Below are 25,531 nucleotides of genomic sequence, written 5' to 3'. Positions count from 1 at the left end.
TCTTTGTGCATTGCGCCCATTACCGCCGGTAATATGGGAGCGCTCTCAGTGACCGCTGGTGAGTTCCGGGCTCACGTCGAGGATCCAGGCGGCGAGGTGCGCGGCGAAGGACGCCCGCACCAGGATCCGGAAACCGGACTCGCGGCGCTGCACCACCACGGGCGTGTGCGCCAGAACGGTCTGTGCACAGTCGCCGATCGCGAAGACGCGTGGGTGCAGATCGATCGAACATCCGAACGCGAGAAGCTCCCGGACGGCCGGACCGCTCAGATCGAGCGCGGTTCGCTGCGCCGAGACGTCCACAACGGACACTCCCGGTGCGCGGTATTCCGCGAGCAGCCGGTCCTCCGCGCCGGGCGGGCCGACGACGAGGAACTCGTCCGGTCCGAGGGCCAGCACGTTCACGTCGCCGGGGTGTGACGACGGCGGGGTGGAGGCCCGCACGTTGATCTGGGCCAGGAACGGCGTCTCGGTGACGGTGATCGCGCCGCTCAGGGTGGCGAGACGGTCACGGAGGTCGTGCAGGGGCGACCTCCGGAAGTTCCGGTCAGCCGTCACGGCGTGTTCCTTCCGGGTCGTAGAGCACGGAGCCGGTGACGGTCACCGGCGCCAGGCCGTCGTCGAGGGTGGCCCAGACCGTCTGTCCGATCAGGTCCCGGCCGCCGCTGATCAGGGCGAGCGCGAAGGTACGGCCCAGAGCCGCGCTGCGGTACGAGGAGGTGACGTGCCCGAGCACCCGCTGCGGCGCGCCGGTGACCAGGTGCGCGCCCTCCGGCAGCAGCTCGCCGCCGTCCGGGAGCAGGCCGACGAGCTGCTTGCGGCCGGGGCGCGCGGTGTCCGTACGGCTGAAGGACCGTTTGCCGATGAAGTCGGCCTTCTTCTTCGACACCGCCCAGCCCAGCCCCAGGTCGTGCGGGGTGACAGTGCCGTCGGTGTCCTGGCCGATGATCGGGTAGCCCTTCTCGGCGCGCAGCACGTGCATGGTCTCGGTGCCGTACGGCGTGATCCCGTGCGCCGAGCCGGCCTCGATCAGCGCCTCCCACAGCGCGAGCGCGTCCCACCAGCTGACGTTGATCTCGTAGGCCAGCTCGCCGGAGAAACTGATCCGGCACACCCGGGCACGCAGGCCCGCGACCTCGGTGTCCCGCCACGTCATGAACCCGAACCCGGCCCGGCTGACGTCCAGGCCGGGCGCGACGGCGGCGAGCACCTCGCGCGAGCGCGGGCCGACCAGCGCGACGGTCGCCCACTGCTCGGTCACCGACGTGCACCGCACCCGCAGCTGCGGCCACTCGGTCTGCAGCCACTCCTCCACCCAGTCCAGGACGGCGGCGGCGTTGCCGGTGGTCGTGGTGACCAGGAACCGCTCCTCGGCCAGCCGGATGACGGTCCCGTCGTCGAAGACCATCCCGTCCGGTCGGCACATCACGCCGTACCGGATGGCGCCGGGTTTCAGCGTGCTGATCAGGTTGGTGTAGAGCCGGTCCAGGAACTCACCGGCGTCCGGCCCCTGCACGTCGATCTTGCCGAGGGTGGAGGCGTCCATCATGGCCACGCCCTCGCGGGCCGCCCGGCACTCGCGCAGCACGGCGGCGCTCAGGTCCTCGCCGTCGCGCGGGTAGTACCAGGGCCGTTTCCACTGGCCGACGTTCTCGAACAGCGCGCCGCGCGAGACGTGCCAGCCGTGCAGCGCGGTCACCCGGACCGGGTCGAAGAGCAGGCCCCGGTCGCGGCCGGCCAGCGCCGCGAAACTCACCGGCGCGTACGGCGGCCGGAACGTCGTGGTGCCCAGCGCGCCGACCTCGACACCGAGCAGCTCGGCGACGACACCGCTGGTCAGCGTGCCACCGGTCTTGCCCTGGTCGTGCGCGGTGCCGGCCGTGGTGTACCGCTTCACGTGCTCGGCCGAGCGCATCCCGGTGCCGGTCGCGCGGGCCAGATCGGCGACCGTCACGTCCCGCTGCAGGTCCACGAACTGCGTCGCCGCGTCCCCGCCGGGCAGCGTCCAGACGGCGGCCGGCGGCGTCCCGGCCGGGTCCAGCGTCTCCGGCAGGACGATCGCGCGGGCGGTGAATCCGGCGGCGTCCGCGGCGCGCTCACCCGCTGCGGCGCCTTCGGCGAGGCAGACCCCGATATCGTACGAGCCACCCGCGGCCCCGGCTACCAGGAGGGCCTGCCGGCAGTTCCCGTCCGGACGGAACGCGCCCAGCTCCGGGTCGTAGGCGAGACGCCCGCCGGCCTGGCTGTACAGCGCGCCCACCGGGTTCCACCCGCCGGACACGAGCAGCAGATCGGCGTCGACCTCCCGCTCGGTCCCGTCCTCGTTCCGCAGGACGACCGCCGACACCCGTTCCTCGCCGTGCACCCGGGCCACCGTCCACCCGTCCGCGCCGGGCCGCAGGTCGGCGATCGCGGCGATCTCCACCCCGGCCGCGGCCAGGTCCCGGGCCGCCGCGTAGGCGCTGTCGTTCGTGGTCAGCACCACGGCCCGGCGGCCGGGCAGCACGCCGTACCGGTTCACGTAGGTGCGCGCCGCCCCGGCCAGCATCACGCCCGGCCGGTCGTTGTCGGCGAACGCGAGCGACCGCTCGTGCGCGCCGGTCGCCAGCACCACCTGCCTGGCACGGATCCGCCAGACCCGCTCCCGCGACAGGTGCGCCGGGGCGAGCGCGCCGAGGTGGTTGGTGCGCCGCTCGACCGCGACGACGTGGTTGTCGTCGTAGTAGCCGAACGCCGTGGTCCGGGTCAGCACCCGGGTCTCGTCCGCGGCGGCCAGCCCGGCGGCGACGGTGTCGACCCAGTCCAGGTGCTCGCCGGCGCCGAGCAGGCTGCCGCCGAGGCGGGGCTGGTCGTCGAGCAGGATCACCCGGGCGCCCGACGACGCGGCGGTGGCGGCCGCGGCCAGGCCGGCCGGGCCGCCGCCGATCACGAGGACGTCGCAGTGCGCGTGCGTGGAGTCGTAGCGGGCCGGGTCGGGACGGTCGGCGAGCCGCCCGTGCCCGCGCAGCGACCGTGCCACGAGACCGTCGTACAGCTCGACGGTGGTGGCCGTCAGCATCGGCTCCGGGAACGGCTCCTCGATCTGCACGATCGCGTTCGGCTCCTCGATCCCGGCCGCGAAGATCCCGCGCGGCCGGCCGAGCCGGAGGCTGTCGGCGACCCGCAGCACCCCGTTGGCCAGCAGCGCCGACGCCAGGGTGTCACCCCGGAAACCCTGGTACTCGCGCCCGTCGAACCGGAAGCTCAGCGGCGTCCCCCGGTCGACGAGCCCGCCCTGCGCGGTGCGGAACTCCTGGCTCATCCGAGCACCTCGTTCGTGACCGTGTCGCGGACCAGGTTGAACCAGCGACGGCACCCGGCGCTGTGGCTCCACCGCTCCCGGAACGGCCCTTTCGGATTGTCCCGGAAGAACAGGTACCTCGCCCACTCCTCGTCGGACAGGGCGGCCGGGTCGGCCGGGTAGGCGACGCCGGCCTGCCCGCCGTAGTGGAACTCGGACTCGTCGCGGGGCCCGCACCACGGGCAGGGGATGAGCATCATGGGTTGTCCTCGTGTCTCAGTGGGCGACCGCGGCGGCGCCGTGCTCGTCGACGAGAGCGCCGGTGACGAAGCGCTCCAGACTGAACGGCGCGTTCAGCGGATGGGGCTCGCCGTGCGCCACGGTGTGCGCGTAACACCAGCCGACGCCCGGGGTCGCCTTGAACCCGCCGGTGCCCCACCCGCAGTTCAGGTAGAGGTTCTCCACCGGCGAGAGGCCGACGATCGGGGAGGCGTCCGGGGTGACGTCGACGATGCCGCCCCAGGTCCGCAGCACGTGCGCCCGCGCGAAGACCGGGAACAGCTCCAGCGCGGCCGACATCTGCCGTTCGATGATGTGGAACGCGCCGCGCTGGCCGTACCCGTTCCAGGTGTCGATGCCGGCGCCCATCACCAGCTCGCCCTTGTGCGCCTGGCTGACGTAGACGTGCACGGCGTTCGACATGACCACCGTCGGGTGCACCGGCTCCAGCAGTTCGGAGACGAGCGCCTGCAGCGGGTGGCTCTGCAGCGGCAGGTCGATCCCGGCGGTGGCGGCCACCACCGAGGTGTGCCCGGCCGCGCTCAGCGCCACCTTTCCCGCGCCGATGTCGCCGAGGTTCGTGTGCACCCCGGTGACCCGGCCGTTGCTCACCCGCAGTCCCTGCACCTCGCAGTTCTGGATCAGGTCGACTCCGAGCGCGTCCGCGGCACGGGCGTAGCCCCAGGCCACGTAGTCGTGCTTGGCGATGCCCGCGCGCGGCTGGTAGGTCGCGCCGTGCACCGGGTAGCGCACGTCCGGGGAGATGTTGACGATCGGGCAGATCTCCCGCACCTGGGACGGGTCGAGCCACTCGGCGTCGACCCCGTTGAGCCGGTTGGCGTGCACCCGCCGCACGCTGTCGCGCACGTCCTGCAGGCTGTGCGCCAGGTTGAGCACACCCCGCTGGCTGAACAGGATCGGGTAGTCCAGCTCCTGCTCCAGGCTCTCCCACAGCTTGAGCGAGTGCTCGTAGATGCCGGCGCTCTCGTCCCACAGGTAGTTGGACCGGATGATCGTGGTGTTGCGGGCCATGTTGCCACCCGCCAGCCAGCCGCGCTCCAGCACCGCCACGTCGGTGATGCCGTGGTTCTTCGCCAGGTAGTAGGCGGTGGCCAGGCCGTGCCCGCCGCCTCCTACGACGATGACGTCGTAGGAGGCCTTGGGCTCCGGGTTGCGCCACAGCCGGTCGGGGTGCTCCGGCAGGTCGCCGCCCGGGGCGGGGCGGGACCCTACTGGGCCAGCCACGCCTTCACCTTGTCCGGGTTGGCCTCGACCCACTTCTTGGCGGCGTCGTCGGCGGACAGCTTGTCCTCGGAGATGTACTTGGCGACCAGGTTCTGGTCGTCGTTGGTCCAGGTGAACGCCTTGACCAGCTTGTACGCGGGCCCGTTGGCGTCGGCGAACTTCTTGCTGACGATCTTGTCGAGGACGTACTCGGGGTAGTCGCAGGCGATCTTCGCGGCGTCGGCGTCACAGCCCGTCTCGTACTTCGGCAGGTTGATCTTGACCAGCTTCAGCTCGGACAGGAACCACTGCGGCTCGTAGAAGTAGCCGATCAGCGGCGTCTTCTTGGCCTCCGACTGACGGAACGCGGTGATCAGGGCCGCCTCGCTGCCCGCGTACACCACCTTGTAGTTCAGCTTGAGGTTCTTGACCAGCGCCTCGTCGTTGGTGACGAACGACGGGTCGCCGTCCAGGAGCTGGCCCTTGTCACCGGACTCCGACGTCTTGAACTGCTCGGCGTACTTGTTGAGGTTGTTCCAGTCGGTGATGTCCGGGTACTGGGCGGCCATCCACGGCGCCACGTACCAGCCGATCACGCCCTTGTTGCCGGTCTCGCCCGCGGCGACCGCGGTCTTCTGCTCGTCGATGTACTTCTTGCGGAGGTCGTCGTGGCCCCAGTTCTCCACGATCGCGTCCACCTCGCCGGTGCCGAAGCCCTGCCAGGCGATCTCCTCCTTGAGGTCCTTCTTGGTGACCTTGCAGCCCAGGTTCTTCTCCGCGACGTACGCGATGACCGCCGCGTTCGCCTCGTACCCGACCCACGGGTTGACCGCCAGGTTGAAGGCGCCGCAGTCCTGCGCGGGCGCCGAGCCGCCGGCGGCCGGGGTCTCACCGATCTTCTCGCCGCCACAGGCGGTCAGGGCCAGCGCCGTGAGCGTCGCGGTCGCCGTGAGGCGCAATAGCTTCATGGATGGTTACTACCTTTCGAGGGGGAAGAGGCCCGGGCGATCCGGTCGAGCATGATCCCGAGCACCACGATGGCGGCGCCGGCCGCGAGGCCCTTGCCGTAGAGCTGTCCCTGGGAGAAGCCGGCGACCACGTCGTAGCCGAGCGCACCGGCCCCGACCAGGCCGCCGACCACGACCATGGACAGGACATAGATGAGGCCCTGGTTCGCCGCGAGGGTGAGCGACGAGCGGGCCATGGGGAGCTGAACCTTGGTGATCATCTGCCAGGCGCTGGACCCGGCGGCGGTCGCGGCCTCGGCGGTGGCGGCCGGGATGGCCCGTACCCCGTCCGCGACGATCTTGATGGCGACCGGCGCGGCGAACACCACAGCGGCGACGATCGCGGTGAACCGGGTGGCCGAGAAGAGCGCCAGGAACGGCACCAGGTAGACGAACGCCGGCATGGTCTGGCCGGCGTCCAGGACCGGGCGGACGATCCGGTCGGCGAGCCGGTTGCGGCCCATCCACACGCCGAACAGGACACCGAGGAGCATCACCATGACCGTCGCGACGATCGTCATGGCCAGCGTCGTCATGCTGTCCTGCCACAGGCCGGCGCCGATCAGCAGCGCCACGCAGACCGCCGTGGTGATCGCCGCCCGTACCCCGCCGAGCAGCACCGCCAGCAGCACCGCGACCGCGCCGACCAGCCACCACGGCGACTGGACGAGCAGGGCTTCGAGAGGGTTCAGCAGGGCGTAGGTGACCGCGTTCTTGAGGGCCTCGGTGGCCGTCGACAGGTCCTCCTGCGCCCACCGGGCCACCGCGTCGGCGCCCTTCGACAGGTCGCTGCCGATGCTCACGTCGTCGGGGAACTCGGCCGCCCAGAAGTACGTGTACGACAGGTAGCAGCAGACACCCGCGGCCACCGCGAACACGGCCAGCAGCGGCCTGCGGAAGCGGGACGGCCGGCCGGTCCGCCGGGCCCGGTCGCCGGCCGCGGTGGTGACCCGGTCCAGCACGACGGCCATCACGACGATCGCCAGGCCGGCGTTGAACGCGGTGCCCACGTCGAGCGTCTGCAGCGCCTTGATCACGGTCTTGCCGAGGCCGGGCGCGTCGATCAGCGCGGCGATGGTGACCATCGACAGTGCCGCCATGATGGTCTGGTTGACGCCCAGGACGATGGTGCGCTTGGAGAGCGGCAGCAGCACCCCGGTCAGCTTCTGCCATCCGGTGGCGCCGAGCGACTCGGTCGCCTCGACCGCCGAGCGCGGCACCGACCGGATGCCGTGCGCGGTGAGCCGGATCGCCGGCGGCATCGCGTAGATCAGGGTGGCGATCGTCGCGGACGCCGGGCCGATCAGGAAGAGCAGGGTGAGTGGGGCCAGATAGACGAAGGTCGGCATCGTCTGCATGAAGTCGAGGACCGGCGTGACCAGGCGGTGGAACCGGTCGGACAGCCCGGCCCAGATGCCCAGCGGGATGCCGATCAGCAGCGAGATGACCACGGCGCCGAGGGTGAGGGCGAGCGTGTCCATGCTCTCCTCCCACAGGCCCTGCAACCCGAAGAAGACGAAACCGGCGGCGGCGAGCACGGCCGGCTTCCATCCGGCGAAGGCCCAGGAGAGGTACGCGACGACGGCCACCACACCGAGCCAGCCGAGCACCGGGACGGGCCGCCCGTACGACGGCTGGGCGATCAGGTCCTGCAGGAACGTGACGAAGCTGTCGACCGCGGCCCGGATCTCGTTGACGAAGTACAGGAAGAACGGGCTGCTGTTCCGGTTGGCGCCGACCGTGTCGTTGACGTCGTTGAGCCAGTGGTGCAGCGGCGTGAGGTCGGCGGGGGACAGGCCGAGGGTGTCCAGGCCGCGCGTCGGGATCCAGATCAGCACCCAGGCGGCCAGGACCGCGCCGACGAGCACGGGCCGGTTCAGCCGGCGCCGGTCTTTGACGAGGGAGGGCATCAGGCGGCGGCTTCCACATCGGTCACGACGGTGAGGATCTCCTCGGCGGTGACGACGCCGAGCAGCGTCCCGTCGCGGACCACCTTGACCGGCCGGTCGGCGGCGAGCACGGTCCGCACGGCGTCCCGCACGATCACGTCCGGCCCCAGCTCCGGGCCGTCCAGCACGTCGTCCGGGCGGGGCTCGCGCATCACCCAGCGCAGGGTCAGCACCGAGGCCCGCGGCACGTCCCGGACGAAGTCGCGCACGTAGTCGTCGGCCGGCGCCCCGACCAGCTCGTCACCGGTGCCGCACTGGACCTGCCGGCCGTCCCGCATGATCAGGATCCGGTCGCCGAGCCGCAGCGCCTCGGACAGGTCGTGGGTGATGAACACCATCGTCTTGCCGACCTCGCGGTGCAGGCGGATGACCTCGTTCTGCATGTCCCGCCGGATCAGCGGGTCGAGGGCGGAGAACGGCTCGTCGAAGTAGAGGACGTCCGGGTCCACGGCCAGCGCCCGGGCCAGGCCGACGCGCTGCTGCATGCCGCCGGACAACTGGTCGGGGAAGCTGTGCTCGTACCCCTCCAGGCCCACCAGCTCGATCACCTCGCGGGCCCGGCGCAGCCGCTGCGTCTTCGTGGCGCCGCGGATCTCCAGCCCGTAGGCCACGTTGTCGATCACCTGCCGGTACGGCAGCAGCCCGAAGTTCTGGAACACCATGGAGAACTTGTGCCGCCGCAGCTCCCGCAGCCGCCGTTTGCCGGCGCCGAGGATGTCCTCGCCCTCGAACACCACCTGCCCGGCGGTCGGCTCGACCAGCCGGGTCAGGCAGCGGACCAGTGTGGACTTGCCCGAGCCGGACAGGCCCATCACCACGAAGACCTCGCCCGGCGCGACGTCGAACGACACCTCCCGGACCGCGGCCGTGCAGCCGGTCCGCTCGATCAGCTCACGCCGGGACAGCGCCTTCAGCTCGTCCGAGCGCGGCACCAGCTCCGCCTTGTGCCCGAACACCTTCCACAGGTCCCGGACCGAGATGACGGTCTCGGTGGTCATGGTGAAACTCCAAAATGGTCTAGGGCCGGAACCAGTGCTGCGGGCGGGGGTCGATGTTCTGCCAGACGTGCTTGGTCTCGCGGTACTCGTCGAGCCCGGAGGGGCCCAGCTCACGGCCGATGCCGGACTGCTTGAAGCCGCCCCACTCGGCCTGCGGCACGTACGGGTGGTAGTCGTTGATCCAGACGGTGCCGTGCCGCAGCCGTTGCGCCACCCGTTGCGCCCGGCCGGCGTCGGTGGTCCAGACCGCCCCGGCGAGCCCGTAGTCGGTGTCGTTGGCGATCCGGACCGCCTCTTCCTCGCCGGTGAACGTCTCCACGGTCAGGACCGGCCCGAACGACTCGTCGCGGACCACCGTCATCCCGGACCGGCAGCCGTCCAGCACGGTCGGCAGGTAGTAGAAGCCACCGGCCAGCGCCGGGTCGTCCGGCCGCCGCCCGCCGCAGCGCAGCACGGCGCCCTCGGCGAGACCCGCGGCCACGTACTCCTCGACCTTGGCCAGGTGCTGCGCGGAGATCAGCGGCCCGGTCTCGGCTTCCGCGTCGAACGGCCCGCCCAGCCGGATCCGGCGGGCCCGCTCGACGACCGCGTCCACGAACCGGTCGTGGATCGCCTCCTCGACGACCAGGCGCGCGCCGGCCGAGCAGACCTGGCCGGAGTGCAGGAACACCGCGGTCAGCGCGAAGTCGACGGCGGTGTCGAAGTCGGCGTCGGCGAAGACCACGTTCGGGTTCTTGCCGCCCAGTTCGAGCGCCACCCGTTTGACGGTGCCGGCGGCCGCGGCCATCAGCGTGCGCCCGGTGCGCAGACTGCCGGTGAACGACACCAGGTCCACGTCCGGGTGCTCGGCCAGCGGCGCGCCCGCTTCCGGGCCGGTGCCCAGCACCAGGTTCGCCACCCCGTCCGGCAGCCCGGCCTCGGCCAGCAGCCGGATCAGCAGGATCGCGGTGGACGGGGTCAGCTCGCTCGGCTTGAGGACGAACGTGTTCCCGGCCGCCAGCGCGGGGGCGACCTTCCACGACGTCTGCAGCAGCGGATAGTTCCACGGGGTGATCAGGCCGCACACCCCGACCGGCTCGTGCGTGACCCGGCTGATCGCGTCGGTGCGCCCGGTCTCGATGACCCGGCCGGCGTCGGTGGCCGCGATCCCCGCGTAGTAGCGGAACGCCTTCGCCACGTCCTGCATGTCGTACTCGGCCTCGACCAGCCGCTTGCCGGTGTCCAGCGACTCGGCGCGGGCCAGTTCGGCGGCGTCCCGGTCGATCAGGTCGGCCACCCGGAACAGCAGCGCGCCCCGCTCGACGGCCGGGGTGAGCGGCCACGGGCCCTCGTCGAAGGCCCGCCGGGCGGTGGCGATCGCCGCGATCGTGTCGTCACGGGACCCGTCGGCGACCGTGGTGACGAGGCTGCCGTCGGCCGGGCAGCGGATCTCCCGTTTCCCGGTCATCGGTCGCTGCCCTGCCGGAAGAACGGCACCTCGACCGGGGCGAGCGGGGTGTTGCCGAGGATCAGGTCGGCGGCCTTCTCGGCGATCATCATGACCGGGGCGTAGATGTTGCCGTTCGTCACGTACGGCATCACCGACGCGTCCACGACACGCAGGCCGTCGACACCGTGCACCCGCATGGTCCCCGGATCGACCACCGACATCTCGTCGACCCCCATCCGGGCCGTGCAGGACGGGTGCAGCGCGGTCTCGCCCTCCCGCCGCACCCAGTCGAGGATCTCGTCGTCGGTCTGCACCGCCTCGCCCGGCGACGTCTCGCCGCCGTTGAACTCCGCCAGCGCCGGCTGGTTGAGGATGGCGCGGGCCACCCGGACGGCCTCCACCCACTCGCGACGGTCCTGATCGGTGGAGAGGTAGTTGAAGCGCAGCGCCGGGTGCTCCCGCGGGTCGCGGCTCCGGATCTTCACGCTGCCCCGGGCGTCGGAGTACATCGGGCCGACGTGCACCTGGTAGCCGTGGCCGCCGGCCGGGGACGACCCGTCGTAGCGGACCGCGATCGGCAGGAAGTGGAACATCAGGTTCGGGTACGCGACGTCGTCGTTGCTGCGGACGAAACCGCCCGCCTCGAAGTGGTTGGTGGCCGCCGGCCCGCTGCGCAGGAACAGCCACTGCGCGCCGATCCACGGCCGGTGCCGCCACTTCAGGTACGGCTGCATCGACACCGGTTTCGTCGACGCGTACTGGATGTACACCTCCAGGTGATCCTGCAGGTTCTCACCGACCCCCGGCAGGTGGTGCACCGGCGTGACACCGAGCGCGGACAGCTCCGCGGCGTTGCCGATGCCGGAGAGCTGGAGCAGCTGCGGGGTGTTGATCGCGCCGCCGCAGAGGATGACCTCGCTCGCGTACACGCGGTGCGGCGCGCCGCACCGGCTCGTCGTGTACTCGATGCCGGTCGCCCGGGTGCCGTCGAAGAGCACTCTCGACACGAGTGCTCTGGTCCGTACCGTCAGATTGGGTCTCTTCATCGCCGGGCGCAGATAGGCGCCCGCCGCGGAGAGACGCCGGCCCCGCCGGATGTTGCGGTCGAAGAGGGCGAAGCCCTCCTGGCGCTCGCCGTTGACGTCGGAGGTCGGCGGATATCCGGCCTCCTCGCTCGCCGCGAGCATCGCCCGGAAGAGCGGGTTCGTGCCCGGCCCGCGCTCCAGCACCAGTGGCCCGTCGTGTCCCCGGTACGGGTCGTCCGGCTCGGCGGCCAGGCAGTTCTCCATCCGCTTGAAATAGGGCAGGCAGTGCGCGTAGTCCCACTGCTCCATGCCCGGATCGGCGGCCCAGCGCTCGTAGTCGAGCGGGTTGCCGCGCTGGAAGATCATCCCGTTGATGCTGCTGGAGCCGCCGAGGACCTTGCCGCGAGCGTGGTAGATGCGCCGCCCGTTCATGTGCGGCTCGGGCTCCGACTCGTACTTCCAGTCGTAGAACCGGCTGCCGATCGGGAAGGTCAGCGCCGCCGGCATGTGGATGAACACGTCCCACGGGTAGTCGGGACGGCCCGCCTCCAGCACCAGGACCTTGTTGAGGGGGTCGGCGGAGAGCCGCGCGGCCAGCGCCGAGCCGGCCGAGCCGCCACCGACGATCACGAAGTCGTACTTGGTCATGGCTTGGCTCCGGGGGGCAGGTTCGGTGGTTCCTTCGAGAGCTCGACGTGCACGACACCGTCGGCCACCTCGACCCGGTGGGCGCGGACCGGCAGTTTCGCCGGCGGCGCGTCGACCCGGCCGGTCCGCAGGTCGAACCGCGAGGCGTGCAGCGGGCACTCCACCTCGCAGCCCTCCAGCCACCCGTCGGCCAGCGACGCGTCCTGGTGGGTGCAGGTGTCGTCGATCGCGAAGACCTCGCCGTCCTCGGTGTGGAAGATCGCCACCGGCGGGTCGGTCTCCCACCGGTACGCCTCGCCGGGCGGTATCTCGCTGAGCGGGCAGACGGGCTGCAGCATCAGGCCTCCTGCGGAACGGAGCGCAGCTGACGGCGCCACCGGGTGAACAGTTTCGGCTGGTTCAGGCCGAGCACGGCGGACGGCTGCCCGTCCCGCTCGTAGACGGCGAGGAAACGGCGCTGCTCCGGGTCGCCCTCGACGATCCGGACGGTGTCGCCCGGCTGCCGGTGGCCGGCGAACTGGATCATCACGCCGTACTGGTCGGACCAGAAGTAGGGCGCCCGCGCGACCGGGGGGTCGGCGCCGAGCAGGGAGGCCACCGCGGTCGCCGGATGCTCCACGGCGAAGGTCCAGTGCTGCGATCCGGTGACGTCGCCGGTCGCCACCACGCCGGGGACGCTCGTGACGGCGGCCAGCCCGCCCGCCTCGGCGAGCCACTCCACGTTGGGGATCGCGCCGATCCCGGCCACCACCAGGTCCGCCTCGATCCGGGCGCCGTCGGCCAGCTGGACCGCCTCGATCCGATCGGTTCCGGTCAGCCCGCTCACCGGGACACCGGTCAGCAGGCGGACGCCGTGATCGCCGTGCAGGCGGGAGACGATCTCGCCCATCTCGGTGCCGAGCTGCCCGGACAGGGGCGTGGACAGCGACTCGACGACCGTCACGTCCCAGCCCAGCTTCCGTGCGCTGGACGCCACCTCGGCGCCGATGAAACCCGCGCCGATCACGACCAGGCGGCCGGTCTGCCGCAGCGCCTCCCGCAGGACGATCGCGTCGTCCAGGGTGCGCAGCGTGTGGACGCCGACGTGCTCGATCGGGCGGGCCCGGGCTCCGGTGGCGATCACCACGCCGTCGGCGCGGAGCACCTCGCCGGTGTCCAGGCGCACGCTCCGGGTGCGCGGATCGAAACCGGTCGCGGTGACGCCGAGCCGCCAGTCCGCGCCGAGGTCCTCGTCGTCGGGGGAGAGCGCCAGGCCGGCGGTGGTGACCGCGCCGGTCAGGAAGTCCTTGGAGAGCGGCGGGCGGTCGTACGGCCGATGAGGCTCGGCGCCGACGACGACGATCTCGCCCGCGAAGGACTGTCGGCGCAGGGCACGGACGGCAGCGAGACCGGCCAGGGACGCCCCGACAATCGCGACTTTCTCCACGCAAACGACCGCCATTCGTTGTGCAAAACGAAACAGCTCGTGAGATCCGCAACAGACTGCCCGGCACCTTGATCGATAGTCAAGAGTGCGACACCGAGCCGTCACGTCTTGCAACTTCCTGGAAATCGCTCCCCTATCGTTGCGCTATGAGCAACGAACGCGAGTCCGGTCCGGCGCTCGTCCAGTCCGTCGACCGGGCATTGAGCATCCTCGAAATCTTGGCACGGCGGCGCGGGGCCGGTGTCACCGAGATCGGCAGGGAGCTCGGCGTGCACAAGTCCACCGCGTTCCGCCTGCTCGCGGCCCTGGAGGCGCGGGGTTTCGTGGAGCAGGCCCAGGAGCGCGGCACGTACCGCCTCGGGCTCGGCGTGGTCCGTCTCGCCGGAGCGGTCACCGCCCAGCTCGACCTGAGCCGTCAGGGGCACGAGGCCTGCGACCGGCTCGCCGCCGACCTCGGCGAGACCGTCAACATCGCGATCCTCGACAGCAACCGGGCCGTCAACATCACCCAGAGCCGCGGCGCCGCCTCGGTGACCAGCCACAACTGGGTCGGCCGGCAGACGCCGCTGCACGCCACCTCGAGCGGCAAGATCCTGCTCGCCCACGCGCCGGCCCCGGTGCTGGCCGCTGTTCTCGCCGAGCCGCCCGAGCGGTTCACCGACGCCACCGTCACCGGCGAGACCGAGCTGGCCGCCGAGCTGGACCGGGCCCGCGAGCGGGGATGGGCCTTCACCGCCGAGGAGTACGAGGTGGGCCTCAACGCGGTGGCCGCGCCGATCCGGGGCGCCGACGGCGCGGTGGTGGCCGCCCTCAGCATCTCCGGTCCGGCCTACCGTCTCGACCGGGACGCCTTCCCGGCCGTCGCGAAACGGGTGATCGCCGCCGCCGGCGAGGTGAGCGCCAGGATGGGCTGGATTCCCTAGCTTTAACAATCGATGCCTTGACGGCGGTCCCGCCGTTCGATGAAGCTGTTGCGTATTCCAAGCGGTGTTGCGCTCTGTGAAACGCAAGGGACTGCCATGAACCCTCGTGTAGTCATCATCGGCGCCGGCGTCGTCGGCAGCGCCCTCGCGGACGAACTGACCGGACGCGGCTGGACCGACGTCACCGTGGTCGACCAGGGCCCGCTCTTCACCCCCGGCGGCTCCAGCTCGCACGCGCCCGGCCTGGTCTTCCAGACGAACCCGTCGAAGACCATGACCGAGCTGGCCACCTACACCGTCGAGAAGCTCAGCGCCCTCACCCTCGACGGGCAGTGGTGCTTCCGCCAGGTCGGCGGCCTGGAGGTGGCCACCACCGAGGCCCGCTGGCACGACCTCAAGCGCAAGCACGGCCTGGCCACCTCGTGGGGTGTGGAGAGCGCGCTGCTCAGCCCGGCCGAGTGCGCTTCGAGGCATCCGCTCCTCGACCCCGATCGCATCCTCGGCGGCTTTCACGTGCCCACCGACGGGCTGGCCAAGGCGGTCCGCGCGGTCGAGGCGCAGGCGCGGCGGGCGATCGAGCGCGGCGCCCGCTTCCTCGGCGAGCACACCGTCACCGGCGTCGGGCAGCAGGGCGGCAGGGTCACCGGCGTCGAGACCGATCAGGGCTTCATCCCGGCCGACGTCGTCGTCTGCGCGGCGGGTTTCTGGGGACCGAGGATCGGCGAGATGGTCGGCCTCACCATCCCCTTGCTGCCGCTGGCCCATCAGTACGCCAAGACCGGCCCCGTCCCCGCCATGGCCGGCGTGAACGACCTGGTCCTGGAGGCGAGCAGGCCCATCCTCCGCCACCAGGACCAGGATCTCTACTACCGGGAGCACGGCGACCGGATCGGCATCGGCTATTACGGGCACCGCCCGATGCCCGCCCGCACCTTCGGGGAGGCGCCGATGCCGAGCGTCCTGCCGTTCACTCCCGAGGACTTCGCCCCGGCCTGGCGGGAGAGCGTCGCGCTGCTGCCCGGCCTGGCGGACACCGCTGTCGAGGAGGGCATCAACGGCATCTTCTCGTTCACCGCCGACGGGTTCCCGCTCATCGGCGAGCACCGGGAGCTGGCCGGCTTCTGGGTCGCCGAGGCCGTCTGGGTCACCCACTCGGCCGGCGTCGCCCGGTCGCTCGCCGAATGGCTCGTCGACGGGCAGCCCGCCGTCGACCTGCACGAGGCCGACCTGCACCGGTTCGAGCAGGTGCAACTGGCGCCCGCCTACGTCGAGGAGCGAGCGAAACAGAACTTCATCGAGGTGTACGACATAGTGCACCCGTTGCAGCCGATGGAACGCCCGCGTCCCCTGCGGACCAGCCCCTTCCATCCACGGCAGGTCGCGCTCGGCGCCGTGTTCCTCGAAGGGGCCGGGTGGGAGCGGCCGTACTGGTACACGTCCAACGATCCGGCCACGGACCTGCCCGTCCGCGACGAATGGTCGGCCCGCTACTGGTCGCCGATCGCCGCCACCGAGGCCCGGATCACCCGCGAGCGGGTGGCGATGTACGACATGACGCCCCTCAAGCGGCTCGAGGTGTCCGGGCCGGGGGCGCTCGAGTTCCTCCAGCACCTGACCACCAACAACCTCGACAAGACGGTCGGCTCCGTCACGTACACCCTGATGCTCGGTTTCGACGGCGGGATCCGCAGCGACCTGACCGTCGCACGTCTCGGACCGCAGGTCTTCCAGATCGGCGCCAACGGGCCGCTCGACGAGGACTGGATGCGGCAGCACGCCCCGAACTCCGTGCGGATCCGGGACATCACCGGCGGCACCTGCTGTGTCGGGTTGTGGGGGCCGCTCGCCCGGCACGTGCTGCAGCCGCTGACCCGTACCGATTTCTCGCACGACGCCCTCAAGTACTTCCGGGCACAGCCGGCCTTCGTCGGCGAGGTCCCGGTGACCGCGATGCGGCTGTCCTACGTCGGCGAGCTGGGCTGGGAGATCTACACCAGCGCCGAGCTGGGCCTGCGCCTGTGGGACATGCTGTGGGAGGCGGGGCAGGAGCACGGGATCGTCGCGGCCGGGCGCAGCGCCTTCAACAGTCTGCGGCTGGAGAAGGGTTACCGCGCCTGGGGCGCCGACATGACCACCGAGCACGATCCGGTCTCCGCCGGGCTGGAGTTCGCGGTCCGGATGGACAAGGGCGACTTCATCGGCCGGGCCGCTCTCGCCTCGTTCCACAGCGATCGCCGCCTGACCTGCCTGACGCTCGACGATCCCGCCGCCGTCGTGCTCGGCAAGGAGCCCGTCCTGGCCGACGGCGCCCCGGTCGGCTACGTCACCAGCGCCTCCTACGGATACACCATCGGCCGCACCGTCGCGTACGCATGGCTTCCCGTCGGTCTGTCAGTGCCCGGCACCGCCGTCACCGTCGAGTACTTCGGCGAACGGCTCCCGGCGACCGTGGCGGCCGAGCCGCTGTTCGACCCGAAGATGGAACGCATCCGCCGATAGAGGTGTCATCGTGACCGCCAGTCTCATCCCCACCCTCCCCGGCCACTACTACACCGACCCCACGATCTTCTCCCTCGAACAGTCGCGGATCTTCGAGCAGATGTGGTTCTGCGCGGTCCGCGCCGCCGACCTGCCCCAGCCCGGCAGCTTCAAGTCGGTGGAGATCGGCCGGGAGAGCGTCCTGATCGTCCGCGGGCGCGACGGCTCGCTGCGCGCGTTCCTCAACATCTGCCGGCACCGCGGCGCGAAACTGTGCACCGAGGAGTCCGGCCAGGTGAAACGGGCCTTCCAGTGCCCCTACCACGCGTGGACGTACGGCCTCGACGGCAAACTCGTCGCCGCCCCCAACCTGACGAAGATGCCGGACATCGACCGCGTCGAGTACGGCCTGGTGAACGTGCACCTGCGCGAGTGGATCGGCTACGTGTGGGTGTGTCTCGCCGACGAGCCGCCACCCTTCGAGGACGACGTGATGGGCGCCGTCACCGAACGGCTCGGCACACTGGCGGCGATCGACTCCTACCGGATCGACACCCTCCAGGTCGGCCGGCGCATCACCTACGACGTGAAGGCCAACTGGAAACTCATCGTCGAGAACTTCATGGAGTGCTACCACTGCGCCACCATCCACCCCGAGCTGGTGGAGGTGCTGCCCGAGTTCGCCGACGGCTACGCCGCCCAGTACTACGTGGGTCACGGCGCCGAGTTCGGCAGCGGCATCCAGGGTTTCACCGTCGACGGCTCGGAGGGTTTCGACAAGCTCCCCGGCGTCACCGACGACCAGGACCGGCGCTACTACGCCATCACCATCAAGCCGCAGGTCTTCGTCAACCTGGTCCCCGACCACATCATCCTGCACCGGATGTACCCGGTCGCCGCCGACCGCACCGTCGTCGAATGCGACTGGCTGTACTCCCACGACGTCGTCACCTCCGGCCGTGACGTGTCCCGCTCGGTGGAGCTGTTCCACCGCGTCAACGTCCAGGACTTCGACGCGTGCGAACGCTGCCAGCCGGCGATGAGCTCCCGCGCCTACGCCAGGGGCGGCGTCCTGGTCCCCTCCGAACACCACATCGGCGCCTTCCACGACTGGGTCACCACCCGCCTCGGCGTCTGAACCGGCTGGTTCCCCGAAGATCACACCTGGCTGAGCGCCGCGCCGGCGGCGCGCAGCTCGGCGAGCGCGGCCAGCGTGTACGGCGCCAGTTCGTGGTCGTCGTCCCGGTCGCCCTCGGACCACTGGGCGAAGCCCCGCTTGAACGCGAGCACCCCGATCTCGGCGGCGAGGGCCGCGACCGGATCGGGCACCCCCCGGGTGATCAGCGCTGCCGTCATGGCCGCGGCCAGGCCGACGGACTTGAGGGCGTCGCGTTGCTGGAGTTCTTCGCTGACCGCGACGGCGGCTTTGATCCGGGGGCCGAGCTCCCGGTTCAACGGCCCCATCGCGCTTGACGCGCGGACGAGGCCGGCGCCGACCGCGTCGAGTGGCCCCGCCCCGGCCGGCGCCTCGGCGATCCCCTCGGTGAGCAGGCGGCTCAGTGTCTCCTGACCGGCCACCAGCAGGTCCCGTTTGTCGGCGAAGTGCCGGAAGAACGTGCTCTTGGTGACGCCGGCACGCTCGGCGATCTGCGTGACGGTGGTGGTGTCGTACCCCTGCTCGGTGAAGAGGTCGACAGCTGCCAGAACGAGCCGCTCACGTGCTCCGGGTTCCCACCGCGCCATGTGCCCATCATAGTGATGGGACTCTTGTCCCGTCACTCTGGTACGGTGACGGGACAAGAGTCCCATCACCTTGGGGAGTGTCCCATGCATGTCTTCGTCACCGGAGGTACCGGCCTCGTCGGCGCCGCCGTCGTCGCCGAGTTGCTCGGCAACGGCCACGCCGTGCTCGCCCTCACCCGCTCCGAGGCCTCCGCAGCGGCCGCCGCGGCAGCCGGCGCCGAACCGCTGCACGGCGCCCTCGACGACCTGGACGTGATCCGGGCCGGCGCCCGCAAGGCCGACGGGGTGATCCACCTGGCCTTCGGCAACGACTTCAGCACCGCCGACGCCGTCGCCCGGTCGGTGGCCGAGGAGACCGCCGCCATCACCGCGATCGGCGAGACCCTGATCGGCACCGGCCGCCCGTTCGTGATCGTCTCCGGCACGCCCTGGGTGCCGGGCCGCCACTCGGTCGAGACCGATCCGGTGCCCACCGACGGCCCGGTCGGAGGCCGCGGCCGCACCGTCACCACCACCCTTCAACTGGCCGCGCAGGGCGTGCGGACCTCCGCCGTCCGGCTCCCGCGCACCGTGCACCGCGACGGCGACGGAGGCTTCGCCGGGCTGCTCACCCGGATCGCCCGCGACAGCGGTGTCGCCGGCTACCCGGGCGACGGCGCCCAGCGGTGGCCGGCCGTGCACGCCCTCGACGCCGCGGTGCTGTTCCGGCTGGCCCTGGAGAACGCGCCGGCCGGAACCGTCTGGCACGCCGTGGCTGACGAAGGCGACCGGGTCAGCGACATCGCCACGGTCGTCGGGCGCCGGCTCGGCCTTCCGGCCCGCCCGGTGCCGGAGGAGGCGTTCGGTCCCCTCGGCCCGATCTTCGCCACCGACCAGCCGTCGTCCAGCGCCCACACCCGCGCCGCTCTGGGCTGGACACCGCGCCACCCCAGCCTGCTCGCCGACCTGGAGAACATCCGGCCCTGAACCGGCTCACCCCGCCGTCGGGCGTCGCGGCCGCGCGTCGATCAGCGCGGCCACGCCGTCCAGCCACCGGGCGAGCCGGGCATCGGCTGCCGCGAAGGACGGGCCGGCCGGGGAGGGCGGCGGCGCCTCCCCGGCGGCGAGCAGCCATGGCCGTATCAGGCGAGTCTGATCGGGACCCGGTAGTGGCTCCGGCAGGCGCGCTGCCGTGGCGCAGCCGCCCCGCCGCACGATCTCGGCCAGGAACGTCAGCGAGCGCGGGTGCGTGCCGAGCCGGTCGGCCTGCAGCGCGGCCGGCACCAGCGCGTCGGCGAACCGGCCCGCGCCCAGCAGCGCCGTCACGTCCTCCCGCTCGGCGTCCTCGTCGGTGCGGATCCGCATCAGCCGGTCCGCTCCGGCAGGCGCACCGACACCGGCGTCCCCGGCAACCCGGCGTCACCGTGGCTGATGTCGCCCTCGGTGAAGGCGCCTGCGGGGACCCAGAACGTGTATCCCCACGGGTTGTAGATCTGCAGCTCGTCCCCCTGGTGCCCGATGATCATCATCTGGTGGCCGGGTCCGTCGTCGCGGGTGGTGACCGGCACCGGATAGCCGTCGTCGACCGCCGCCTCGATCCGCGGCAGCAGATCGGAGCGCCCGTCCAGGCTGTCCACCGGCACGTTGCGGTAGGTCGCCCCGGTGTGCGCGCCGATCTGCTCGTTCGCGATCGCCGTGGACTGCCGGGACGTCATGCCGTCACTCCCGCGGACCTTCTGCAGCAGGTCGCGCCCGTCGTCGTACACCTGCAGCTGCTCGGCCCGCCACCGCTCCCGGAAGGCCGCCGGGTTGTCGTGCGCCGGATCGTCCGGCCGGCCGCCGGTGGTCAGCCGCAGCGCGTAGATCGGATCGACGGCGGCACGCGCGGCCACCGTCGACGCGGCCACGCACGTCGGGAGCTGCCCCTGGGACCAGCCCGGACCGGCGGCCGGGGCCGGGCCGGAGTCCAGGTCGAACGGCCCGAGCCGCGCCGCCAGCCACGGCCCGTCGTCGCCGTGCGCCGCGATCAGGCCGTCGAACGCGGCCACCTCACCCACCGGATAGCCCGCGGCCAGCGCCTTCATCAGGTACGCCCGCTGCTCCGGTGAGGCCGCCGCGCGCAGCAGCACGAGCATGGCGCGCCGATCCGCGTCGCCCAGCCCGGTCAGCGCCGCGGCCGCCCGCTCGGCCTGCGCCGGGGTGAGGACACCCAGGTCCGCCGACCGCCAGTCGCTGCCGGCCTCGGTGAGCACCACCGCGTCGAGCGCGCTCAGCGGCGCCCCGGCCATCCGCCGCCCGCGCGCCTGAGCGGCCTGATCGTGCAGGCGGGAGGCGAGGTCACGGCCCGCCTCGGTGACCGCCCGATGGCCGGCCACCCGATCGTCGATGGCTCGCACGGCCCGCTGGTGCAGCGCCGACATCCGCTCGGCGTCGTAGGTGGACGGATCCGGAAGGTGACCGAGCATGGTCATTCGCGCGGCGTTGGCCGCGACGTCGAGGAGGGCGTCGGCGGCGGCCAGGTCGGCGGCCCGCCAGCGTTCGATCACCATGGCGTACGCGCGGACGCGCCCCGGGATCGAGCCGAGCGTGTCCAGCAGCCCGTGCACCCCGGAGTGCAGCGCCTCGACCGCCTCCGCCGCCTCCACCTGGGTGTCACCGGCCCAGCCGACGGCGACTCCGCGGTCCCGCAGGCCGGCGACGATGTCCGCGGCCCGGCCGGCGATCCGGCGGACCTCGTCGAGGTTGGCCGCGATGTCGTCGAGGGTGGCCGGGTCACCGCCGAAGCCGGCCACCTCCGCTCCGGCGCGGCAGCCGGCGGTCAGGTCGTCGGTGCCCCACAGGCCGTACGCCTCCCGGATGTTGCCCTGCTCGTGCCGCAGGCGCCGCAGATCGTCGCCGGTCACCCCCGGTCACCGCTCAGCCGGCGTGCCGCCCGGTCGTCGGACCGTGCGTAGTCGTGGGCGGTCCGCTCCAGCGCGTCGGCCAGCTCGCGGGCGGCCCGTTCGAGCACCCGGAGCTCCTGCTCCAGCGCGGCGGCGAGCGCGCGGTAGGGGGCCGCTGTCGTGTGCCTGTCGAACGCCGCGTCCACGCCGAACTCCCGCTCCGGCACCAGGACCCGGTCGGCGGCTCTCCGGAGACCCTCCGCGGTATCGTCCCGCAACGCCCGCGCCGCGGCCCGCAACTCGTCCACATCGACCTGCACGGGACGGATCGTAACGCCCCTCGCATCGATCGTCGTGAACGCGCTCGGCGGCCTGCCCCGCCAATCTGTGTCGTCAGGGCGAAACGGGATCGTCCCAACGTAGACGTATTGGCGTGAGCGCCCTACAGTGTGCCCACCGATCGAACGAGGGGGTCCCGTGGCCGAGCCGCCAGAACAACGAGAACCATCGGAAGCCGAACCGCCCCGACTCCTGGTCATGCCGCCGACCGACGCGATCCCGTCGATCGTGTGGCCCGGAGCCGACGGCGCTCCCGCCTGGGCGATCCCGGTGCAGATCCCTTCCGGCACGCGCGGGTACGCGCTGTTCGTGCCCATGGTGCCGGTGGCGTCGTCGCCGGAGGGCGCGGGCGCCGTCGCCATGAGCGCGCCCGCCGGCACCTCGCCGGTCGCGCCGTCACCCGCCGTCAAGCCCGCTCCCTCCTCCACCTCTCCGGCCGCCTCTCCCTCCACCTCTCCCTCCGCCTCTCCCTCCACCTCGGACGGCGAGGCCGGCGGCGAGAAGAAGGCCGGGAATGCCGGCGGCGAAGCGGATCACTCGGGTGGGGTGAGTTCTGGGCCCGCCGACACGGGAGCGGCCGGCCCGGCCCGCCCTGCCAACGATTCCGCCACTCCGGCGACAACGCCCGGCACGCCCGGGTCCGGTGCGCCCGCGCCCAGCACGCCCGCGCCCAGCACGCCCGCGCCCAGCACGCCCGGGTCCGGCGCGCCCGCGTCCGGCGCGCCCGCGCCGGCAGAGCCGCCCGCTGACCGGCCGATTCCGGTCACGAGGCTGACGCCGCAGCACACCGGGGCGTTCGGCCCGTACCAGCCGCTGCCGCCCTCGCGCTGGAAGCAGTTCCGCGACAAACACTGGCCCGGCCCGAAACCGGCCCGCGGCCGCGCCGTCCCCGCCGCCGTCCTGGCCGGCGCGGCCGGTTTCGTCGCGTTCCTGCCGCTGGGCCGGGTCGGCATCGGCTGGTTCCTGGCGGCCCTCACGCTGACCGCCGGTGTGGTGTTCGCGGTCCGGCGGGCGGGCGACCTGTCCCGCGCGGACCGCTGGACCCGGATCGGGTGGACCGCGTCGGCCCTGGCGCTGCTGCTGGTGCCGGCGTTCCGCAACGCGTGGTGGCTGGTGACCTTCAGTGTGCTGGGCGCCCTGGGCTGCGCGGCCCTGGCGATCGTCGGCGGCAGGCAGGTCCGCTCGATCCTGTTCAGCCTGTTCGCCGCACCGTACGCGGCGCTGCGCGGCCTGCCGTGGGTGCGCAACCACCTGGAGTCGAGCGGCCGTAATCCGGGGATGGCCCGCCGGGTGGTCTTCTCGGCCGCGCTGACGATCGTGATGCTGCTGGTCTTCGGCGGTCTGTTGTCGTCGGCGGACGTCGCGTTCTCGGCGCTGCTCGACGACCTGGTGCCGGACTTCGAGGGCGGTTCGGCCTTCGAGTGGGTGTTCCTGGCGATCGTCGGCGGCCTGCTGGCGGTGTCCGGCGTCTACACGCTGTCGGCTCCGCCGGTGACGTCGGGTCTGGACACTCCGGGCCGGGGCCGGTTCGGCCTGGTCGAGTGGGCGCCGGCGGTCTCCGCGCTGGTGCTGCTGTTCGCCGGGTTCGTGGGGGTCCAGTTCACCGTGCTGTTCGGTGGCGCCCGGCACGTGCTGAAGACGTCCGGCCTGAGCTACGCCGAGTACGCCCGGAGCGGCTTCTGGCAGCTGGTGGCGGTCACCCTGCTGTCGCTGGCGGTGCTGGCGGCCCTGGCCCGCTGGGCGAAGCGTGACCTGCCGGTGGAGCGGATCGTGCTGCGGCTGCTGCTCGGGCCGGTGTGCGCGCTGAGCGTGGTGATCGTGGCGTCGGCGCTGTCGCGGATGTGGGCGTACCAGCGGGTCTACAGCTTCACCGGCGAGCGGATCTTCGTGATGTCGCTGGAGCTGCTGCTGGGCACGGTCTTCGTGATGATCGCGGCGGCCGGCATCCGCTGGCGGGGCCGCTGGATCCCGCAGGCCACCGTGGGCCTGGCCGTCGTGATGCTGCTGGGCCTGGCGGTTCTCGACCCGGAGGGCTATGTGGCGAGCCGTAACGCGATCCGTTACGAGCAGACCGGCAAGATCGACGCCTGGTATCTGCGGGCGCTCTCGGCCGACGCCACCCCGGCGCTGACCCATCTGCCGGACCCGGTGCGCCGCTGCACGCTGAGCTGGATCGCCGACGAGCTGGAGCAGCCCGACCCCTGGTATGCGTGGAACCTGGGCCGGACCCGGGCGCGCGCGGCCCTGAAGAGCCTGGGCAGCGGCGCGATCGGCAACCAGAAGGACTGCCGCCGCGCGGACCAGTTCGATCTGCCGAAGACCCGGAACTGAGGCCGGGGCGGCCCGGCCCCGTCACGCCGACGGGGCCGGGCGCCTCCGGACGGTCCGGGCGGCCCACCGGTAGAACCGGTCGGGCAGGAACACCGCGTCGTTGAGCACCATCACCGCGGAGAAGACCGGCAGGGCCATCAGCACGGCGATGCCGAGGTGCATGGCCACCAGCAGGGGCAGCACCACGTACTTCAGCTTGCTGAACACGCTGAACGGGAACGCGACCTGCACCAGCACGGTCAGGTAGCAGGCGATCATGAGGAGCGCGTGCTGCCCGTCGAGGAAGTCGGAGACGGCGGGCCAGGGCCGGAAGAGGTCCTGTTCCAGCACGTAGTGCAGCGCGGTTCCGTCGCCCCACGTCTCGCCCTGCACCTTGAAGAGCCCGGCTGCCCCGTACAGGATGCACATCTGCGCCATGATCACGAGGAGCGCGCAGTTGTGCAGGACGGTGACGGTGAACTCGCGGAAGCCCCCGGCTGGGGCGTGCCGCGCGGCCCGGCGCGCGTCGAGGGACCACCGCCGCCCGCAGGCCGTGAACATCAGGTAGACGGCGATCAGCACCAGCAGGTTGTCGCCGCCGTTGCTCATCAGCACGTTGCGGGAGTAGACCGAGATCGCCGCGACGGCGAACAGGACGGACGTCACCCGGGTCCGCCAGCCGAGCATGAAGAGCACGCCGACGAGGATCGTCGCGGCGTAGCAGACCTCGAAGTACGCCGGGTCGTCGGAGAGCGTGAACACGCTGAACCAACCGAGCTGGTCGAACATCCGGCGCGCCATCTCGGCCGTCCACGGCGCCTCGGGACCCCAGATCAGGTGCCGGTGCGGGAACTCGCGGAGCAGCGTGACGAGGAAGAGGAACCCGTTGCCGATACGCAGGAACGCGGTGGCGTACAACGACAGGGGTTTCTCGGTGAGCCGCCGGTAGGCCTCGTCGAAGAGCCGCCCGGCGGACGCCCGGACCGGCGGGGTGGCCGGCGCCGGCGCCGGGCGGATGCTCTGGTCAACTGCCATCGGACGTCACATTCCACCAGGGCAGGAGCCTGGTATAGGGCTTGTTCTCGTCGGTCGGGGTCGTCTCGCCCGGCGGCAGGATCGGGGTCGCCACCACCCTCAGCCGGATCACCTGGAAGGGCTGCGGGCTGAGCTCGGCGAGCCTGCGGGTGGCGATGTTGCGCAGGTTCTCGGCGCGCAGCAGCGAGTACTCGTCCACCGAGACCTCGTCCTCGCCGTGCGCCTCCGCGTAGGCGTTCCAGGCGCGGTGCAGCATGGCCTGGTTCGTCCGGCTGGGGTAGACGTTGTGGGTGACCGCGGCGTTGTCGGCGGCGGTGAGGTCGACCCAGTCGCCGGTCTCCCGCCGGCCGGCCGCGTCGGTCCACCCGGTCCGCCCGAAGATCTGGGTCCGGATCGGCTCCGGGTTGGGGGCGAAGAGCAGCCAGTTCTGCTCGAAGTACGGGCTGATCCACGCGTTGATCTGCGCCCGGTAGCGTTCGGAGATCGGGTTCGACGGGGCCACGTGCAGGAACGTCATCAGCACGTGGGTGAGGGCCGCGGCCGCGCACAGCCCGACGACGGCGCCCCTGAGCACGCG

22 protein-coding genes are annotated in these 25,531 nt (G+C 71.9%); 5 read left to right on the top strand and 17 right to left on the bottom strand.

Annotated features, from left to right (window positions below):
- Positions 1 to 45: 45 nt before the first annotated feature.
- Genes BM290_RS00530 through BM290_RS00475 form a run of 11 tightly spaced genes read right to left on the bottom strand, consistent with a single transcriptional unit; the run spans position 46 to position 13,265 of the window.
- Positions 46 to 558, bottom strand: a complete 513-nt coding sequence (locus BM290_RS00530) for a sarcosine oxidase subunit gamma (RefSeq protein ID WP_093608813.1) — start codon at positions 556 to 558, stop codon at positions 46 to 48.
- Positions 548 to 3,301, bottom strand: a complete 2,754-nt coding sequence (locus tag BM290_RS49400; protein ID WP_239143351.1) for a 2Fe-2S iron-sulfur cluster-binding protein — start codon at positions 3,299 to 3,301, stop codon at positions 548 to 550. Before BM290_RS49400 ends, BM290_RS00530 begins: the two co-directional genes overlap by 11 nt.
- Positions 3,298 to 3,540: a sarcosine oxidase subunit delta gene (locus BM290_RS00515; RefSeq protein ID WP_093608811.1), complete on the bottom strand. Its 243-nt coding sequence runs from the start codon at positions 3,538 to 3,540 to the stop codon at positions 3,298 to 3,300. The genes BM290_RS49400 and BM290_RS00515 overlap by 4 nt, the downstream gene beginning before the upstream one ends.
- Positions 3,541 to 3,556: 16 nt before the next feature.
- Positions 3,557 to 4,804 carry a sarcosine oxidase subunit beta family protein gene (locus tag BM290_RS00510; RefSeq protein ID WP_093608809.1) on the bottom strand — a complete coding sequence of 416 codons (1,248 nt, stop codon included), beginning with the start codon at positions 4,802 to 4,804 and terminating at the stop codon, positions 3,557 to 3,559.
- Positions 4,789 to 5,751, bottom strand: a complete 963-nt coding sequence (locus tag BM290_RS00505; protein ID WP_093608807.1) for an ABC transporter substrate-binding protein — start codon at positions 5,749 to 5,751, stop codon at positions 4,789 to 4,791. Before BM290_RS00505 ends, BM290_RS00510 begins: the two co-directional genes overlap by 16 nt.
- Positions 5,748 to 7,700, bottom strand: a complete 1,953-nt coding sequence (locus tag BM290_RS00500) for an ABC transporter permease subunit (protein ID WP_093608805.1) — start codon at positions 7,698 to 7,700, stop codon at positions 5,748 to 5,750. Before BM290_RS00500 ends, BM290_RS00505 begins: the two co-directional genes overlap by 4 nt.
- On the bottom strand, positions 7,700 to 8,737 hold the full coding sequence (locus BM290_RS00495) for a quaternary amine ABC transporter ATP-binding protein (RefSeq protein ID WP_093608803.1): 1,038 nt from the start codon (positions 8,735 to 8,737) through the stop codon (positions 7,700 to 7,702). The genes BM290_RS00500 and BM290_RS00495 overlap by 1 nt, the downstream gene beginning before the upstream one ends.
- A gap of 19 nt (positions 8,738 to 8,756) precedes the next feature.
- A complete protein-coding gene (locus BM290_RS00490) occupies positions 8,757 to 10,184 on the bottom strand; it encodes an aldehyde dehydrogenase family protein (RefSeq protein ID WP_093608801.1) in 1,428 nt (475 codons plus the stop codon).
- Entirely contained in the window at positions 10,181 to 11,839 is a 1,659-nt protein-coding gene (gene betA / locus BM290_RS00485) for a choline dehydrogenase (RefSeq protein WP_093608799.1), read from the bottom strand. The genes BM290_RS00490 and betA overlap by 4 nt, the downstream gene beginning before the upstream one ends.
- Positions 11,836 to 12,177 (bottom strand): bifunctional 3-phenylpropionate/cinnamic acid dioxygenase ferredoxin subunit, encoded by a 342-nt coding sequence (locus BM290_RS00480; protein WP_093608797.1) that lies wholly within the window; start codon positions 12,175 to 12,177, stop codon positions 11,836 to 11,838. The genes betA and BM290_RS00480 overlap by 4 nt, the downstream gene beginning before the upstream one ends.
- Positions 12,177 to 13,265, bottom strand: coding sequence for an NAD(P)/FAD-dependent oxidoreductase (locus BM290_RS00475; RefSeq protein WP_093608795.1), 1,089 nt, complete (start codon positions 13,263 to 13,265; stop codon positions 12,177 to 12,179). Before BM290_RS00475 ends, BM290_RS00480 begins: the two co-directional genes overlap by 1 nt.
- Positions 13,266 to 13,411: 146 nt before the next feature.
- Between BM290_RS00475 and BM290_RS00470 the strand changes: the two genes are divergently transcribed.
- The 3 genes from BM290_RS00470 to BM290_RS00460 all read left to right on the top strand — a co-directional run bounded on the left by BM290_RS00470 (position 13,412) and on the right by BM290_RS00460 (position 17,804).
- Positions 13,412 to 14,188, top strand: a complete 777-nt coding sequence (locus BM290_RS00470; protein WP_093608793.1) for an IclR family transcriptional regulator — start codon at positions 13,412 to 13,414, stop codon at positions 14,186 to 14,188.
- Positions 14,189 to 14,284: 96 nt separating this feature from the next.
- Complete coding sequence (locus tag BM290_RS00465) at positions 14,285 to 16,687, top strand: GcvT family protein (RefSeq protein WP_093608791.1); 2,403 nt, start codon at positions 14,285 to 14,287, stop codon at positions 16,685 to 16,687.
- Between the two features lie 10 nt (positions 16,688 to 16,697).
- A complete protein-coding gene (locus BM290_RS00460) occupies positions 16,698 to 17,804 on the top strand; it encodes an aromatic ring-hydroxylating oxygenase subunit alpha (RefSeq protein WP_239143352.1) in 1,107 nt (368 codons plus the stop codon).
- 20 nt (positions 17,805 to 17,824) lie between these two features.
- On the opposite strand, the gene BM290_RS00455 is transcribed toward BM290_RS00460, so the two are convergent.
- Entirely contained in the window at positions 17,825 to 18,409 is a 585-nt protein-coding gene (locus BM290_RS00455) for a TetR/AcrR family transcriptional regulator (protein WP_093608787.1), read from the bottom strand.
- Between the two features lie 84 nt (positions 18,410 to 18,493).
- On the opposite strand from BM290_RS00455, the gene BM290_RS00450 reads away from it, so the two are divergent.
- On the top strand, positions 18,494 to 19,375 hold the full coding sequence (locus BM290_RS00450; protein WP_093608785.1) for an SDR family oxidoreductase: 882 nt from the start codon (positions 18,494 to 18,496) through the stop codon (positions 19,373 to 19,375).
- A gap of 6 nt (positions 19,376 to 19,381) precedes the next feature.
- Here the strand turns inward: BM290_RS00450 and BM290_RS00445 are convergent, their stop codons facing one another.
- From BM290_RS00445 to BM290_RS48000, 3 genes are read right to left on the bottom strand one after another with little or no spacing between them, the layout of a single operon-like run.
- Entirely contained in the window at positions 19,382 to 19,753 is a 372-nt protein-coding gene (locus BM290_RS00445; RefSeq protein WP_093608783.1) for a hypothetical protein, read from the bottom strand.
- The gene (locus BM290_RS00440) at positions 19,753 to 21,291 is read right to left on the bottom strand and encodes a hypothetical protein (protein ID WP_093608781.1); all 1,539 of its coding nucleotides are present in this window, start codon (positions 21,289 to 21,291) and stop codon (positions 19,753 to 19,755) included. Before BM290_RS00440 ends, BM290_RS00445 begins: the two co-directional genes overlap by 1 nt.
- Positions 21,288 to 21,590 carry a hypothetical protein gene (locus BM290_RS48000; RefSeq protein WP_093608779.1) on the bottom strand — a complete coding sequence of 101 codons (303 nt, stop codon included), beginning with the start codon at positions 21,588 to 21,590 and terminating at the stop codon, positions 21,288 to 21,290. The genes BM290_RS00440 and BM290_RS48000 overlap by 4 nt, the downstream gene beginning before the upstream one ends.
- 217 nt (positions 21,591 to 21,807) lie before the next feature.
- On the opposite strand from BM290_RS48000, the gene BM290_RS00430 reads away from it, so the two are divergent.
- Positions 21,808 to 23,940, top strand: a complete 2,133-nt coding sequence (locus BM290_RS00430; RefSeq protein WP_093608777.1) for a DUF4153 domain-containing protein — start codon at positions 21,808 to 21,810, stop codon at positions 23,938 to 23,940.
- Between the two features lie 21 nt (positions 23,941 to 23,961).
- On the opposite strand, the gene BM290_RS00425 is transcribed toward BM290_RS00430, so the two are convergent.
- A complete protein-coding gene (locus BM290_RS00425) occupies positions 23,962 to 24,954 on the bottom strand; it encodes an HTTM domain-containing protein (protein ID WP_093608775.1) in 993 nt (330 codons plus the stop codon).
- Positions 24,944 to 25,528, bottom strand: a complete 585-nt coding sequence (locus tag BM290_RS00420; protein WP_093608773.1) for a DUF5819 family protein — start codon at positions 25,526 to 25,528, stop codon at positions 24,944 to 24,946. Before BM290_RS00420 ends, BM290_RS00425 begins: the two co-directional genes overlap by 11 nt.
- Positions 25,529 to 25,531 lie beyond the last annotated feature (3 nt).

Origin of the sequence: Actinoplanes philippinensis (assembly GCF_900113015.1) — a bacterium.
In the GTDB taxonomy this organism is placed as follows: domain Bacteria; phylum Actinomycetota; class Actinomycetes; order Mycobacteriales; family Micromonosporaceae; genus Actinoplanes; species Actinoplanes philippinensis.
The sequence above is the reverse complement of the archived record's forward strand: the minus strand, read 5'-3'. Positions and strand labels throughout refer to the sequence as shown.

Excerpts from the sequence above, each read along its gene's own strand:
- BM290_RS49400 (WP_239143351.1), bottom strand. The coding sequence starts at position 3,301 with ATGAGCCAGGAGTTCCGCACCGCGCAGGGCGGGCTCGTCGACCGGGGG.
- BM290_RS00515 (WP_093608811.1), bottom strand. The coding sequence starts at position 3,540 with ATGATGCTCATCCCCTGCCCGTGGTGCGGGCCCCGCGACGAGTCCGAG.
- BM290_RS00505 (WP_093608807.1), bottom strand. The coding sequence starts at position 5,751 with ATGAAGCTATTGCGCCTCACGGCGACCGCGACGCTCACGGCGCTGGCC.
- BM290_RS00500 (WP_093608805.1), bottom strand. The coding sequence starts at position 7,700 with ATGCCCTCCCTCGTCAAAGACCGGCGCCGGCTGAACCGGCCCGTGCTC.
- BM290_RS00495 (WP_093608803.1), bottom strand. The coding sequence starts at position 8,737 with ATGACCACCGAGACCGTCATCTCGGTCCGGGACCTGTGGAAGGTGTTC.
- BM290_RS00490 (WP_093608801.1), bottom strand. The coding sequence starts at position 10,184 with ATGACCGGGAAACGGGAGATCCGCTGCCCGGCCGACGGCAGCCTCGTC.
- betA (WP_093608799.1), bottom strand. The coding sequence starts at position 11,839 with ATGACCAAGTACGACTTCGTGATCGTCGGTGGCGGCTCGGCCGGCTCG.
- BM290_RS00480 (WP_093608797.1), bottom strand. The coding sequence starts at position 12,177 with ATGCTGCAGCCCGTCTGCCCGCTCAGCGAGATACCGCCCGGCGAGGCG.
- BM290_RS00470 (WP_093608793.1), top strand. The coding sequence starts at position 13,412 with ATGAGCAACGAACGCGAGTCCGGTCCGGCGCTCGTCCAGTCCGTCGAC.
- BM290_RS00465 (WP_093608791.1), top strand. The coding sequence starts at position 14,285 with ATGAACCCTCGTGTAGTCATCATCGGCGCCGGCGTCGTCGGCAGCGCC.
- BM290_RS00455 (WP_093608787.1), bottom strand. The coding sequence starts at position 18,409 with ATGGCGCGGTGGGAACCCGGAGCACGTGAGCGGCTCGTTCTGGCAGCT.
- BM290_RS00450 (WP_093608785.1), top strand. The coding sequence starts at position 18,494 with ATGCATGTCTTCGTCACCGGAGGTACCGGCCTCGTCGGCGCCGCCGTC.
- BM290_RS00445 (WP_093608783.1), bottom strand. The coding sequence starts at position 19,753 with ATGCGGATCCGCACCGACGAGGACGCCGAGCGGGAGGACGTGACGGCG.
- BM290_RS00430 (WP_093608777.1), top strand. The coding sequence starts at position 21,808 with ATGCCGCCGACCGACGCGATCCCGTCGATCGTGTGGCCCGGAGCCGAC.
- BM290_RS00425 (WP_093608775.1), bottom strand. The coding sequence starts at position 24,954 with ATGGCAGTTGACCAGAGCATCCGCCCGGCGCCGGCGCCGGCCACCCCG.